We start from the raw sequence: 13,217 nt of genomic DNA on the forward strand, positions 1-13,217 counted from the left end.
GCAGTTAGCGGGGCCGCGCGTTGGTGGAGCCATGAGCAACGAGCCCGGCGCCAGCGTCCGGCTGGCCGTTGCTCATTGATAATTGTTCATTGCCCAAGGGCAGGCGCACGGTGGCCGCTACGGTGTCGGGCGTGGCCTGGGTCAGCTGCAGCTCGGCCTGCGGGCCGAAGAGCAGGCGCAGCCGCTCGCGCACGTTGCGCAGGCCGGTGCCGGTGCCGTCGGGGCGCGGGGCGGTGGGGTGGGGCGTGAGCTGGCCGGTGTTAGTCACCGTCAGCAGCAGCGCCTGCGCGGTGCAGCGGCCCTCGATGCGCAGCTCGCCGCCCGCCGGCAGCGGGGCTATGCCGTGCTTCACCGCGTTTTCGACGAGCACCTGCACCAGCATGGGCGGCACCGGCACCGCGAGGCAGTCGGCGGGCACGTCGAGGGCGTAGCGCAGGCGCTCCTCCAGTTGCAGTGACTCCAGCTGCAGGTAGTCGCGCACCACGGCCAGCTCGCGGCCCAGCGGCACCTGCTCGGTGCGGTTCAGCTGAATGGCGTAGCGCAGCAGCTCGGAGAGGTGCGAGAGCATGTGGCGGGCGCGCTCGGGGTCTTCGCCGATGAGGGAGCGGATGTTGTTGAGCCCGTTGAAGAGGAAATGCGGGTTGATCTGGGCCTTGAGCGTCTGCATCTCGGCCTCGCGCACGGCCGCCGCCAGCTTCCACTTGTCGATTTCGCCCTGGCGGTAGCGCTCCAGGTAGTGCTGCCCGAAGTACAGCGTCGACCACAGCCACATCACAAACTCCACGTTGATGGCGTAGCCGATGAGCATCGTCCACTGATAGGGCTGCGCGGCATTGGTCGTGAACAGAAGCCGGCCTGATACAACCGAAAGCGTGCTGATAATCACTTGGCTGAGCACCGCAATGATGGTGTGGGCTAGCAGCAGGCGCGGCACCAGCCGCCCGAGTGAGAGGTTGGTCCAGTGGTGGCGCTTGGCGTAGTTGCGCAGGCCGTGGCTGAGGCCGAGCAGGGTCAGGGCCACGTACAGCTCAACCAGTAGGATAAACGGCCGGTACTGGCCGCCAAACACCACGACCAGAATCAGTCCGAGCACGCCATACAGCAGCCAGCCAACGGTTTGGAGCAGCCAGTAGACGCGCCGGCGCTGGGGCGAGGCAAACGAAGTAGCGGACATGGCGGGCAAGGTAACGGAGAGTTGTCAGTTAGCAGTTGCGAGTTGTCGGTTGCAAGTTGTCGGTTGTCAGGGCGGGCGCCAACCCGGCTACGACGCGTCAGCGTATCCTCTGACAACTGACAACTGACAACTGACAACTGACAACTGACAACTAGCTGTTCTTGCCTTTGCCGGCTTTGGCCTTGGTAGCCGGGGCGTACTGTTGCAGGAAAGCATCGGCCTGGGCGAAAAACCACTGCGTATCGTCCCACATCAGGAAGTGGCGGCCGGCCTCCGACATTTCGATGCGGTGCTGGGGCAGCCGGGCGTACTGCTGCTCGAAGATGGCGCGGGTGCTTTCCTTGGTCGAACCATAGGGCTTGTAGGCCGCCCAGGCGCCGAGCACCAGCACCGGCTGCTGAATGCGGGCCACGTCCGGGCGCAGGTCGGTGGTGTACATGTCGTACATGGCTTGGCCCACGGTGGCGCGGTCCGACTGCCGGCTCCAGCGCATGGCCACCGTCTGGCGGGCCGTATCGGTAATCATGCTGGCCATCATCAGGCGCTGCTGGGCGGCGGGCATGCTGCCCTGGCTCATCTGCTGGCGCGAGGCTTCGGCCATGGGCCGCACGCTTTCGACGGTGGCATTGGGGTTCTGAATGGCCGAGAGGAAGGGCAGCGAATCGACGATAAGCAGCGGGCCCACGGCTTCGGGCTTGGTGGCGCTCATCCACAGGGCCATGAAGCCGCCTAGGCTGTGGCCGATGATGGCCGGGCGCTGCAGCCGCTGCGTCTGGATGTAGGTGAGCAGCTGGTCGCGCACGTTTTGCAGCAGGTGCTCGGTGCTGGCCGGGGCCGCCGCGCCGCCGAAACCCGCCAGCGAAATGACGTGGCACTGGTACTGCTGCTGGTAGCGGGCCACGGTTTCGTCCCACACCGCGCCGGGGCAGGTCAGGCCCGGAATCAGCAGCACCGGCTGGCCCTTGCCCACCACGCGCACCGTGAAGTTAGGATGCTGGCCGGGGTTATCGGCGGGCACGGAGGCCATCGGGGCGGCCGCCTGGGCTGTGAAGGGCGCGGCAGCAGTCAGCAGCAGGGTGGCGGTGAGCAGGGTGGTAGCGAAGCGTTTCATGGTCATCAGGGGTTTGGAAGCGTGGTTGATGACCCAAAATTGGCGCAAGCCTGGCCCGAGCGGAAGCAAAACCTGGCCGAGCGGTAAGGCGTCGGGCCGAGTGGCAGAAAAGCCGGGGCGAATGGCAGAGGCTGGTTGCCACTGATTGTGGCGCTTGGAAAAGGCCGTCATCCTGACGAAGGAAGGACCTTGCTCCAACCCTGCACCGCCGCTGCAGTCCAAGCACCGACGATTTTTAGTGTGGCACAATAATGCCGAAGCGCAGCCACCGCAGCCCAGACGATAGGGCGTTGGTGGCTGCGCTTTTCGGTTGGTGCAAGGTGCGAGGAAGGTCCTTGACTACGTCGACCTTCGGTTCCTTCGTCAGGATGACGTGCTGGGTTTACCCAGCTACTCCGCCTTCGTGGTATTGGCGTCGGGGCGCACGTCGCCGCGGGCCTGGGGGGCGCACTCCTTGCTGCTCACGCGACCGTCGGTGCCGAAGAGGATGCGAATGGGCTGGGTATCGGTGGCGCTGCCGAAGAGGTAGGACCAGGTGTGGCCGCCGTCGGGGCGGGTGTCGTCGCCGGTGGGGGCGCCCATGGTGCGGCGTACCTGCTCCTGGGTCATGCCGATGTCCACCTTCAGGCACTGCTCCGCGTTCTGGAAGCTTTCCTGGGCGGTGCAGGCGTGCAGGGCCCAGCCCAGCAGGACGAGCAGCATCAGGCCAAAAAGTCGTCGGATTAGCATGGGGGCGGAGGTTAGAAAAGCTTGCTGATATCCTCGCGCAGCGTGTCGATACCGCGTTTCAGGTCGGTCCACACGCTGCCGCTCCGGTCGTCGTCGGCGGGGGTGCTGCGGTCGGCGTCGCCGAGCTGCTCCCCGAGCTGCCGGCGCTTCACTTCCAGGGCCGCAATGTGCTCGTGGTAGTGGTGCGGGGCGCCGGCCGCGGTGGTGTTGGCACGGGCGTGCAGGGTCTTGATTTTGGTGTCCAGCTCGTCCAGCGCCTGCTGCAGCTCGACGGTGCTCAGGTGGTGAGGGGCACGCATGTGGTTAGGATTGGGAACGTACGACATGGTAGTAAGCGGGAGCGAAGGGCCGCCGGCCACGCCCGGCGGGTAGGCCTTGTACTGCCCCCGGCCCCGAAAAGATGCTCTTTCGGCAACCATCCATGTTACCAACCTAACGGCAACCCAACGATAACGCTGCCGTCACGGCCCGCGCCGGGGCGGCGGCTAGCTTTGCCCGCGTCTTCGCCTCCCGATCTGCCGGCCATGCAACGCCTTTCCTCTCTGCTGTTTGCCTTTCTTTTGCTCCTGCTGACCACCGCCGCCACCGCTCAAACGCCGCACTCAGTAGCCATCAACCACGTCGGAACCGATAGCGCCGCCCAGCTCGCGGGCGAAGGGGCGGCCGGTGCCGCCGACGCGCCGCCGGCCGCCGGCCCGGCCATCTACCATGTGGCCGAGGTGATGCCCGCCTTTCCCGGCGGCGCGGCCGCGCAGCTGGCCTTTCTGCGCGACAAGCTGAAGTACCCCGAAGAAGCGCTGCGCAAGGGCGTAGCCGGCAAAGTGCTGGTGCAGTTCGTGGTGGATGAGCGCGGCCACCTGCTCGATCCGCAGGTGGTGCGCGGCCTCGGCGCCGGCCTCGACGAAGAAGCCCTGCGCCTCGTTCGCATCATGCCCTGGTGGACGCCCGGCCTCGTCGGCGGGCAGCCGGTGAAGGTGCAGGTTACGCTGCCCATCGTGTTCCGGGCGCTGGAATAGACGGTGAGATGGTAAGTGGTGAGTTGTCGTTCTGATGCGGTTTGAACGTCAAACTCACCAGTTCACCACTCACCATCTCACTGATATACTCCCCACTGCCGGGGCAGGCCCAGGTCGCGGGCCAAAGGGGCGGCGGCGGTGGCCCAGAGGTTGGTCAGCAGCTCGTTGATGGCGTCGGCCAGCTCCAGGTGGTAGTCGGTTTCGAGCTTGTCGGCCTGGCGCAGGGCGGTGTCGGCGCGGCGGGCCAGGTGGCTGAGTAGGGGCTGGGTGGTGCCGGTGAGGCGGGCCACCGTGGCGGGCTGGTGCTGAAACACGTTGTTGAGCAGGCGCACCGTCAGCTCCACCTCGCCGAACTGGTCGCCGGTGATTTTGGCGTGGTAGCCGATCTGGCTTTGCAGCTGGCGCAGAATGAGCAGCAGGTCGTTGGGCGTCTGGTGGTAGCCGCGCACCGGGTCGTCGAGCCGCTCGCGCAGGCGGGTGCGGCGCTCCTGCAGCGCGTCGGGGCCCTCGAGCAGGCGAAACTGCAGCTGCTCGGTCAGCACCTTGTCCTGGCACACGAGGCGGGCCAGGAGCTGGTCCTTCTCCTTCTGGGGCAGGTTCAGCAGGGCTTTGCGCAGGGCGGGTGGAAGAGAGGCCATACAGTCAATTGAATACGGCGAAATAACACGCGGGCGGCCTTTTTTGCTTCCGAAAGTGCAGTTTTTTTAGCCGCCTCGGTGCCGTTACGTTCCGGTCGTCAGTTGGCCGATTGCGCGTGTTCGGGCTGACTGGCCAGCACGTCGCTTTCGGGCTGCACCACGCCGGCCAGGGCCAGGCGGTTTTTCGCTTCGTCGAACTCATTCTCGCTCTTGGCCACCACCACCGTGGCCACCGCGTTGCCGATGATGTTGGTAATGGCCCGGGCCTCCGACATAAACCGGTCGACGCCCAGCAGCAGGGCCATGCCCTCGACGGGAATGGTCTTGGTGGCTGCCAGGGTGGAGGCCAGCACCACGAAGCCCGAGCCGGTGACGCCCGCCGCGCCCTTGCTGGTGAGCATCAGAATGCCAATGATGGTGAGCTGCTGGCCCAGCGTGAGCGGAATGTTGAAGGCCTGCGCCAGAAAGATGCTGGCCATCGAAAGGTAAATGGTGGTGCCGTCGAGGTTGAAGGAATAGCCCGTGGGAATGACCAGCCCCGCCACCGAGCGGGAGCAGCCGAAAGCCGTGAGCTTGTCGATCAGCCGCGGCAGGGCCGACTCCGACGAGGACGTGCCGAGCACAATCAGCAGCTCCTCTTTGATGAAGCCCAGCAGCTTCAGGATGCTGAACTTGTAGTAGCGCGCCACCGCCCCGAGCACGCCGAAAATGAACACGGCCATGGTTAGGTACACCGAGGCCATGAGCTTGGCCAGCGGCAGCAAGGTGCTCAGCCCGTAGGTGCCGATGGTGTAGGCCATGCCGCCGAAAGCGCCCAGCGGGGCCAGCTTCATCACCATGCCCAGCACCCCAAACAACACGTGGCTCAGCCGCTCGAAGGTGCCGAGCAGGGGCCGGCCCACGCTTTCGGGCACCCGCGTGAGGGCCAGCCCGAAGAGCACCGCCACCAGCAGCACCTGCAGCACCTCGCCCTGGGCAAAGGCGCCCACCAGGTTTTCGGGCACGATGTGGGTGAAAAAGGCCACCCAGTCCATGCCGGCGGCCTGCTCGGCGTACTTCTGTGTTTCGGCCGCCCGGGCCGTGGCCGCCGAGGTATCCACACCCGCCCCGGGCCGAATCAGATTCGCCGCCGCCACCCCGATAACCAGGGCCAGCGTGGTCACGATTTCGAAGTAGAGCAACGCTTTGCCGCCCACGCGCCCCACTTTCTTCAGCGAGCCGATGCTGCCGATGCCGAGCACCACCGTCAGGAAGATGATGGGCGCGATGAGCATCTTGATCAGGCGGATAAACGTCTCGCCCACCGGCTTCAGGGCCGCGCCCACGCCTGGGAAAAGCGCCCCCACGAGCACGCCCAGCGCAATGGCCGTGAGCACCTGCACGGTCAGGTTACTGGTCAGTTTCTTCATGCTTGGGCAAGTTACACGGGAAACGGCGGCTTGGGCTGGCGGGCCTTTGGCATTGGCAGGACAGTTATAGCACGGGTTTACCAGGCTCGTCATCCTGAGGCGTAGCCGAAGGACCTTCCTTCAACCCCGCACCGCCGGTACCTACGAAGTACAGACGCTTTCGACAGCTGCAGTAACACCAAAGCGCAGCCACTGAGCCCGGACGATAGGGCGTTGGTGGCTGCGCTTCTCAGTTGGTGCAGGGTGCGAGGAAGGTCCTTCGGCTACGCCTCAGGATGACGTTCGGGTTATGCGCCAGCTTTACCCTTTCGCCTTCACCTTGGCCTTCTGCACCGGTACCGGGGCCTGCCGCGGAGCATTGTAGCTGATGCGGTAAATCACCCCGTTGTCGTCATCCGAGACGAGCAGGGAGCCGTCGGGGGCCTGCACCAGGGCGCAGGGGCGGCCGAATTCGGCCTTGTCGCCCTCCACCAGCCAGCCGGTCACGAAGTCCTCGAACCGCTCGGGTTGGCCCCGGTCGTTGAAGTGCACCCGCACGATTTTGTAGCCCGCGGGCTGGGCGCGGTTCCAGGAGCCGTGCATGGTCACGAAGGCGTCGTTTTCGTAGGCGGGCGGGAACAGCTGCACGCGGTTGAACGTCAGCGCCAGCGGGGCCGAGTGGGCTTTGTAGAGCAGCGCGGGCCGCACGCACTTGGCGTCGAATTGCTGGTACGAGTCGCCGCTTTTGGGCTTGTTGGCCGGGTAGAGCTGGCCGTCGGCGATGATGCTGGGCCAGCCGTAGTGGGCGTTTTCCTTGATCTGGTTCAGCTCTTCCATCTGCGCTTCGTCGCCCAACCAGTCGATGCCGTGGTCCATGCCGAAGAGCTGCCCGGTGCCGGGGTGCCAGTCGAAGCCGATGGTGTTGCGCAGGCCGCGGGCGTACACCGCGCGGCCCGAGCCATCGGTCTTGATGCGCAGCAGGGTGGCGTTTTCGGGGTTGTCCTCGTCGCAGGCGTTGCAGGTGCTGCCCACCGAAAGGTAGAGCTGCCCGTCGGGTCCGAAGCGCAGGGTGCGGTTGGCGTGCTGCCCGGCGTCGGGCAGGTCGGTGTAGAGGGTTTTTAGCTCGCCCAGGGTGCCGTCGGCCTTCACGTCGGCCACGTACAGCTCGCGGATGGCGGCCATGTAGAGCTTGCCATCCTTCAGGGCCAGGCCGTGCAGGTGCGGCTTCTGGGCCACCTGCTGCACCACTTCGGCCTTCCCGTCGCGGTTGGCGTCGCGCAGCAGGGTCACGGTGCCCTTCACCCGGTTCGACACGTACACGTCGCCGCCCGGGGCCACGGCCAGCATACGCGGCATGTCGAGCCCGGTGGCGTACTGACTGATGACGAAGCCGGGCGGGGCCTTCAGACTGGCCACCCGCTCGGGCGTGGCGGGCAGCTTCTTGGGCAGGTAGATGTTGCCCGTCATCCTGAACGGCGTGGCCTCGGGCGGCACATTCTGGGCGGCAGCGGGCAGGGCGGGCAGCAGCGTGGCGGCCAGTAGGAGGGAGAAGTAATGTGGCATGAGCAGGTCGAACGGATGAGGTTTGTTCAAACTGCCATTCCGGGCGCGGGGTTGCGCCCGGCTACCACCACGGCCGAAATGGCGTTACGAACACGTAGAGTACCGGCTCGGGCCGGTACAGGTCCAGCGCGTATTTCGATTGGTTGAGCTGCGGCATCAAATCCAGCGCCGCCACCAGGCTGGCGTAGCGCGCCCCGGCCGCAAAGCGGATGCACACGTCGGCGCGCTCGGCCGGCTGCGTCCGGCCCCGGCGCAGGCGCTCGGCCACCGCCTGCAGCATGGCCGCGTCGTGCCCGGCATTGCCGATGAGGGTGTAGGAAAGCCAGCGGCGGCGGTCCAGGTCGGGCGGAACGGTGAAATAGAACCGGGTAACGCTTTCCGCAGGCCTCGCCCGCTGCCGCGCCTGAACCAGCGACCAGGGAACGGGCATGCTGATTTGCATCACGTACCGCTGCGGGCGGTACACGGCCCGCGCCAGCCGCTGCACGGCCAGCAGCAGCACCAGCATCAGCGGCAACAGGCCCAGGGGCAGACGCAAAGCCCGGCGGCGCAGACGAAGGCGGCGAAGCAGCATCAGTGGCGGAAGTTAGTGGCGAACAGCCGCTGCAGCTGCCACGCGGCGGCTGGCGGCAGCAGCAGCAGCAGGAGCGTGGAGTAGCGCCAGGCGGGGCTAAACAGGGGGCGCCAGGTGCTCAGGCGAAATGCCGCTGCCAACTCCGCCCGTAACTGATGGTGCCACAATGGCGGTGGCGGCGTTGGGGGAGTGTGTGGAATGACATCATCGCAAAGGAAGCGGCCCAGGTCAACCTCAACCGTGTCGCTGGGTGGATGATACGCCGTGAAAGCGTTGAGGCTAACTGGCAAGCGTCTTAAATCAAGCCAATACCTTTTCTGGTCAGTCGAAAGCATTAAATCCAGCATTCTGACGAGAGCCTGATAGTGGCTGCCAGCTTCGAACTCGATGCGTAGACCCCGGTCCTGATTGAGCTCCTCTTGGAGTTGCCGGGCCACGAACGTGGCGGTGCGGACGCTGAGGTCATCCTGCCAGGCATTGCCGGTGAAGTTCACCGTGTGCAACGGGGCTGGTAGCTTGAGTGGAGCCGTGTACAGCTGGGTTGAAAAGGCACTTAACGGTTTCTGCTTCGTCGCCTCTATTTGTTCAGGTGAAGCTATACTCAGCTGCATCACCCGCTGCCGAAACCGCCGCAGCTCCGGCCGCGCCGCCAGCAGCGCGCCGCCCAGCACCGGCAGCCAGGCCAACGCCAGCAGCCCGGCCGGGAAAAATAGCTTGCGCGAATGACGACGAGCCACGTACATGCCAGGCAAGGTATACGCGCCGTAAAGGCCGCCGCGTATACCTTGCCTGGTGAAAGGCTGGATATTGAATTATTGCCGGATAGCGCCTGCGCAGTGCGTTCAGAGTGCCTTCTCACTGCCTTCTCGGAAATGGCCCGCTTTGGCGTCCTCCATAGGCTGCTGAAAATAGCACAAAACCCCGAAGCTGGCCATCGGCCGAAACTTGTTCCAACCCCGCCACTGCCTTTGCCGTTGGCGCAGGGCGTCCTCACTGCCTCCGAATGCCTCACCGCTCCGCGCCGTTTCTACTGCTCCTGGCCACGCTGCCCGCCGCCCTGCGGGCCCAGGCCCCCGCGCCGCCCGATAACACCAACGGGCCCGTCGTAGTGCAACGGCTGCCCGAGGCCACCGTGGTCGGCTACGGGCAGCGGCTGCCGCTGCGGCGCACCGCCGCCGCCGTGGGCGTGGTCGATGCCGCTACGTTGGGGCGCTTCAGCGAGGCGTCGCTGGCGCAGGCCGTCAACACCCTGCCCGGGGTGCGGCTGGAGGAGCGGGCCACGGCCAGTTACCGGCTCAGCGTGCGCGGCAGCACGCTCCGCTCGCCCTTCGGGGTGCGCAACGTGAAGGTGTATTACCACGACATTCCGCTGACCGAAGCCAGCGGCAGCACCCCGCTCAATCTGCTCGACCCCGCCCAGCTCGGCCGCATCGAGGTCATTAAAGGGCCGGCCGGCAGCGCGTACGGGGCGGGCACCGGCGGCGTGGCGCTGCTCAGCAACCGGCGCCCCCAGCCCGGCCCGGCCCACGCGCAGCTTGGGTTCGGCGTGGGCTCCTTCGGCCTGCGCCGCTACCAGGCCACCGCCGAAACGGCCACCGGCCAGGGCTTCGTGCGGGCCCAGTACCTGCGGCAGGAGCTGCAGGGCTACCGCCAGCAAAGCGCCCAGCGCCGCGACGTGCTGGCCCTCGACGGTGAGCTGGCCGCCACCGACCGCCACACGCTGGGCCTGCACCTGCTCTACACCGATCTGCGCTACCAGCTGCCCGGCGGCCTCACCCGGGCGCAGTTCGAGCAAGACCCACGGCAGGCCCGCCCCGGCACGGCCACCGCGCCCGGCACCGTGGCCCAGCGCACGTTCTACGCCTCGCGCACCGTCCTGCTCGGCGCTACGCACGAATACCGCTTCAGCCCGCGGCTGACCGGCAAAACCACCCTCTACGGCTCGGGCAGCGTCATTCGCACGCCCTATTTGGTCGATTTCGAGCGGAACACCCAGGTGGGTGGTGGCGGGCGCACGCGCTTTGATTACCGCACCCAGCTGGCCGGGCAGCTGCTGCGCCTCGCGGCCGGGGCCGAGCTGCAAACCAGCTTCGAGAGCAGCCGCAACTACCAAAACCGGGCCGGGCAGCCCGGCCCGCTGCGCTACGACGACGAAATCGGCACGCTCACCGGCTTCGCGTTCGGGCAGGCCGACTGGGAGCTGCCCTACGGCTTCCTCGTCACGGCCGGGGCCAGCTACAACCGCCTGCGCTACCGCCTCCGCCGCCTGCAGGACGCCCTGAATACGCCCGCCCAGACCTACAACGTGGCGCGCACCTTCCTCCCCGAAGTGTCGCCGCGGCTGGCCGTGCTCAAGGAGCTGACGCCGCTGGTGTCGGCCTACGCCAGCGTCAGCACCGGCTTTTCGCCCCCGACGGAAGAGGAAATCCGCCCGTCCGACGGCTCGCTGAACCAGGCCCTGCAGGCCGAGCGCGGCACCAGCTACGAGCTGGGCCTGCGCGGCGACGTGCTGCGGCAGCGCCTGAAGTTCGACGTGGCGGCCTACGACTTCCGCCTGCGCAATACCATCGTCACGCGCTCCAGCGAGCAGGGCACCCAGCTGTTTCGCAACGCCGGCAACACCCGGCAGCGCGGGGTGGAAGTGGCCCTGAGCGGCTGGCTGTGGCAGCAGGTGCGGGTGGACTCCGAAAGCAAGCTGATCGGGCCGGCCGGTAGCGCCAGTATAGTGCAGGATGTGAGGCAGGTCGGGGGCTTGCGTGCCTTCGTCAGCTACGCCTACAACCATTACCGCTTCGGCCGCTACGAGTCGGGCGGGGCTGATTTCAGCGGCAACCAGCTCACCGGCACCACCCCGCACACGCTCACCGCCGGTTTGGATATTACTCAACGGTTGGGCTTCTACCTAAGCCCCACCGTCAGCCACCAGGCCCGCCTGCCCCTCAACGACGCCAACACCGACTACGCCGCCGGCTACTGGGTGTTCGGCGCCCGGGGCGGCTGGCGCCACACGCTGTTCCGGAAGCTGGAAGCCGAGCTGTACGCCGGCCTCGACAACGCCACCGACCGCCGCTACTCCCTCGGCAACGACCTGAACGCCTTCGGGGGGCGCTACTTTCAGCCCGCGCCGGGGCGCAACTACTACGGCGGCGCCACTGTGGGCTGGCGCTGGTAGTGCTGATCGGGCCAGTGAGTAATCCGTCCTTCTCTCGCAGCCTGTAGAGCCTGGACACGCGCGGGGCCGGCCACTTTCTGAGTGGCCGGCCCCGCGCCAGGAATGTCGGAACACGCCCGAACTACGGCCGCCACACCACCGTCAGGCCGGTGGCGCCGGGGTAGAGCAGCGGCCCGAAGCCGTACTTGCCCGGCAGCGGCTTGCGGCCCCAGCGGTTGCGGTGCGAGAGGTAGCCCAGGTGGGCTGAGAGGATGCCCAGGCCCGCCCCGGCCACCACGTCCGACTGCCAGTGGCGGTTGTTGAGCATGCGCAGCACGCCCACGCTGCTGGCAATGGTATAGGCCCCGATGCCGTACCACTGGCTTTTGTCGCGGAACTCGGTGTGCACGATGCTGGCCGCCAGAAACGCCTGCGCCGTGTGGCCCGAGGGGAAGGAGTTGCGGGTGCTGCCGTCGGGGCGCAGCACCTTGGTGGTGTTCTTGATGACGTAGGTGCTCAACCCGAAAATGGCCTCCGATTTCAGAATCACCAGCAGCGTATTGAGCCGGTCGTTACGGCCTTCCACGCCGGCCAGCTCCACTAGCGCCAGCTCGGCGTAGGGCGCGAGGATGAGGTAGTCGTCGACCTTGGTGTGGAAGTTCGGGAACTGCCGCCGGATGTCGTTGCGCGCGTCGTAGCTGCTATAAAAGCCGTTGCCGTTGATGGTGCTGGCGCCGTAGCCGATGAGCAGGGCCGGAATGGCCGTGGCCCGCACCAGCTTGCCGCGGTACCAGGGCTGTTTCATGGGTGGCGGCACGCCCGCGGGGTTGGCGTACTTCTTGGCCGTATCGGCCGGCGCGGCGGCCGGGTTCTGCGGAATTTGGGCCTGGGCCGCGCCGATGGTCAGCCACCCGGCCAGCAGGAGAGAGGAAATAATACGCATAGCAGCCGGACTACGCCGGAAAAAGCCGCCGCGTTTCGGCGGCGGCGTGGGTTGGTAACTTTTTGGTAAAGCTACTAACTCAATCGGCGTGCTCGGGCAGCACCAGCACCGGCACCGTGGCCGCGCGCACCACGGCCGCCGTCACGCTCCGGTGAAACAAACTGCCGAGCAGGCTGCGACGCCGCGCCACCAGCACCAGCAAGTCGGGCTGCACCAGGGCCGTGGCGTCGGCAATGCCGGCGGCCACCTCGGCGTTGGCGAAGCCGCGCTCCTGCACCGGCCCAAACCCGGCCAACAGCCCCGCCAGCCGAGCATTGTTGAAAGCCCGCTCCGGGTCGGCCGCCACTTCCTCATCGGCCACGAAAGCCACCGTGAGGGCCGCCTGGCCCAGCAACGGCCGCAGCGCAGTGGTGCCCGGCGTGCGCGGCAGCGGCTGGTCGTCGACGGCGAGCAGGGCGCGCTGCGGCGGCACGGCCCCGGCGGCGTGGTGAGGCACCACCAGCAGCGGGCAGGGGAGGTGGCGCAGCAGCCCCAGCGAAGTGGTGTGCACCAGCTCGTCGGGCACCGGGCCCAGCTCGGGGCGGCCCACAATGACCACGGCAGCCTCGCGCTGGCGCACGGCGGCGGCTACTTCGGCGGCTACCTCGCCGCTGGCCACGGCGGCGCTGGCCGGCAGGCCCGTGGGCAGGCTCTGCAGCCGCTGGCGCAGCAGGGTGTTGGCATCTTCCTCGGTTGCGGAGCTGGCCGTCAGGGCGTTAGGGCTGAGCAGCGAGGGGCGCACGTGCAGCAGCACGAGGTGGGCCCCGCCGGGCGCCGCCAGCTTGGCGGCGTACTGCAGGGCGTGGTCGGCGGCGGGCGAGAAGTCGGTGAGAACCAGCAGGGTCAGCATGGGCGGGGCAAGTTCAGGGTCAGCAATGAGGCCTTTCAGGG

13 protein-coding genes are annotated in these 13,217 nt (G+C 67.0%); 2 read left to right on the forward strand and 11 right to left on the reverse strand.

Going from position 1 to position 13,217, the window contains the following annotated elements:
* Nucleotides 1-4 precede the first annotated feature (4 nt).
* The 4 genes from FDY95_RS24665 to FDY95_RS24680 all read right to left on the reverse strand — a co-directional run bounded on the left by FDY95_RS24665 (nt 5) and on the right by FDY95_RS24680 (nt 3,340).
* A complete protein-coding gene (locus tag FDY95_RS24665) occupies nt 5-1,174 on the reverse strand; it encodes a sensor histidine kinase (RefSeq protein ID WP_138082177.1) in 1,170 nt (389 codons plus the stop codon).
* Nucleotides 1,175-1,325: 151 nt separating this feature from the next.
* A complete protein-coding gene (locus FDY95_RS24670) occupies nt 1,326-2,285 on the reverse strand; it encodes an alpha/beta hydrolase (protein ID WP_171025842.1) in 960 nt (319 codons plus the stop codon).
* A gap of 390 nt (nt 2,286-2,675) precedes the next feature.
* On the reverse strand, nt 2,676-3,014 hold the full coding sequence (gene bamE / locus FDY95_RS24675; protein WP_138082181.1) for an outer membrane protein assembly factor BamE domain-containing protein: 339 nt from the start codon (nt 3,012-3,014) through the stop codon (nt 2,676-2,678).
* Between the two features lie 11 nt (nt 3,015-3,025).
* A complete protein-coding gene (locus tag FDY95_RS24680; RefSeq protein WP_111479058.1) occupies nt 3,026-3,340 on the reverse strand; it encodes a sll1863 family stress response protein in 315 nt (104 codons plus the stop codon).
* A gap of 198 nt (nt 3,341-3,538) precedes the next feature.
* Between FDY95_RS24680 and FDY95_RS24685 the strand changes: the two genes are divergently transcribed.
* Entirely contained in the window at nt 3,539-4,030 is a 492-nt protein-coding gene (locus FDY95_RS24685) for an energy transducer TonB (protein ID WP_138082183.1), read from the forward strand.
* 77 nt (nt 4,031-4,107) lie between these two features.
* On the opposite strand, the gene FDY95_RS24690 is transcribed toward FDY95_RS24685, so the two are convergent.
* From FDY95_RS24690 to FDY95_RS24710, 5 genes are all read right to left on the reverse strand, one after another.
* Complete coding sequence (locus FDY95_RS24690; RefSeq protein WP_138082185.1) at nt 4,108-4,668, reverse strand: hypothetical protein; 561 nt, start codon at nt 4,666-4,668, stop codon at nt 4,108-4,110.
* A 98-nt stretch (nt 4,669-4,766) separates the two neighbouring features.
* Entirely contained in the window at nt 4,767-6,077 is a 1,311-nt protein-coding gene (locus tag FDY95_RS24695) for a dicarboxylate/amino acid:cation symporter (protein WP_138082187.1), read from the reverse strand.
* A gap of 300 nt (nt 6,078-6,377) precedes the next feature.
* Nucleotides 6,378-7,619, reverse strand: coding sequence for a PQQ-dependent sugar dehydrogenase (locus FDY95_RS24700; RefSeq protein ID WP_138082189.1), 1,242 nt, complete (start codon nt 7,617-7,619; stop codon nt 6,378-6,380).
* A gap of 61 nt (nt 7,620-7,680) precedes the next feature.
* Entirely contained in the window at nt 7,681-8,193 is a 513-nt protein-coding gene (locus FDY95_RS24705; RefSeq protein ID WP_138082191.1) for a hypothetical protein, read from the reverse strand.
* Nucleotides 8,193-8,936, reverse strand: a complete 744-nt coding sequence (locus FDY95_RS24710; RefSeq protein WP_171025843.1) for a hypothetical protein — start codon at nt 8,934-8,936, stop codon at nt 8,193-8,195. The genes FDY95_RS24705 and FDY95_RS24710 overlap by 1 nt, the downstream gene beginning before the upstream one ends.
* A gap of 260 nt (nt 8,937-9,196) precedes the next feature.
* Here FDY95_RS24710 and FDY95_RS24720 point away from each other — a divergent pair, with 260 nt between their 5' ends.
* Nucleotides 9,197-11,365: a TonB-dependent receptor family protein gene (locus FDY95_RS24720; protein ID WP_138082197.1), complete on the forward strand. Its 2,169-nt coding sequence runs from the start codon at nt 9,197-9,199 to the stop codon at nt 11,363-11,365.
* Between the two features lie 121 nt (nt 11,366-11,486).
* Here the strand turns inward: FDY95_RS24720 and FDY95_RS24725 are convergent, their stop codons facing one another.
* Together FDY95_RS24725 and FDY95_RS24730 are read right to left on the reverse strand one after the other, a co-directional pair.
* Entirely contained in the window at nt 11,487-12,287 is an 801-nt protein-coding gene (locus FDY95_RS24725; RefSeq protein ID WP_138082199.1) for a phosphatase PAP2 family protein, read from the reverse strand.
* Between the two features lie 79 nt (nt 12,288-12,366).
* On the reverse strand, nt 12,367-13,176 hold the full coding sequence (locus FDY95_RS24730; RefSeq protein ID WP_138082201.1) for a universal stress protein: 810 nt from the start codon (nt 13,174-13,176) through the stop codon (nt 12,367-12,369).
* Nucleotides 13,177-13,217: the final 41 nt, after the last annotated feature.

The sequence above is a fragment of the Hymenobacter jeollabukensis genome, assembly GCF_005771675.1.
Classification (GTDB): Bacteria; Bacteroidota; Bacteroidia; order Cytophagales; family Hymenobacteraceae; genus Solirubrum; species Solirubrum jeollabukense.

Bases quoted from the DNA above. Each gene is read 5' to 3' on its own strand.
- FDY95_RS24665 (WP_138082177.1), bottom strand. From the start codon at position 1,174: ATGTCCGCTACTTCGTTTGCCTCGCCCCAGCGCCGGCGCGTCTACTGG.
- FDY95_RS24725 (WP_138082199.1), bottom strand. From the start codon at position 12,287: ATGCGTATTATTTCCTCTCTCCTGCTGGCCGGGTGGCTGACCATCGGC.
- FDY95_RS24720 (WP_138082197.1), top strand. From the start codon at position 9,197: ATGCCTCACCGCTCCGCGCCGTTTCTACTGCTCCTGGCCACGCTGCCC.
- FDY95_RS24690 (WP_138082185.1), bottom strand. From the start codon at position 4,668: ATGGCCTCTCTTCCACCCGCCCTGCGCAAAGCCCTGCTGAACCTGCCC.
- FDY95_RS24695 (WP_138082187.1), bottom strand. From the start codon at position 6,077: ATGAAGAAACTGACCAGTAACCTGACCGTGCAGGTGCTCACGGCCATT.
- FDY95_RS24670 (WP_171025842.1), bottom strand. From the start codon at position 2,285: ATGAAACGCTTCGCTACCACCCTGCTCACCGCCACCCTGCTGCTGACT.
- FDY95_RS24705 (WP_138082191.1), bottom strand. From the start codon at position 8,193: ATGCTGCTTCGCCGCCTTCGTCTGCGCCGCCGGGCTTTGCGTCTGCCC.
- FDY95_RS24680 (WP_111479058.1), bottom strand. From the start codon at position 3,340: ATGTCGTACGTTCCCAATCCTAACCACATGCGTGCCCCTCACCACCTG.
- FDY95_RS24700 (WP_138082189.1), bottom strand. From the start codon at position 7,619: ATGCCACATTACTTCTCCCTCCTACTGGCCGCCACGCTGCTGCCCGCC.
- FDY95_RS24730 (WP_138082201.1), bottom strand. From the start codon at position 13,176: ATGCTGACCCTGCTGGTTCTCACCGACTTCTCGCCCGCCGCCGACCAC.
- FDY95_RS24710 (WP_171025843.1), bottom strand. From the start codon at position 8,936: ATGTACGTGGCTCGTCGTCATTCGCGCAAGCTATTTTTCCCGGCCGGG.
- bamE (WP_138082181.1), bottom strand. From the start codon at position 3,014: ATGCTAATCCGACGACTTTTTGGCCTGATGCTGCTCGTCCTGCTGGGC.
- FDY95_RS24685 (WP_138082183.1), top strand. From the start codon at position 3,539: ATGCAACGCCTTTCCTCTCTGCTGTTTGCCTTTCTTTTGCTCCTGCTG.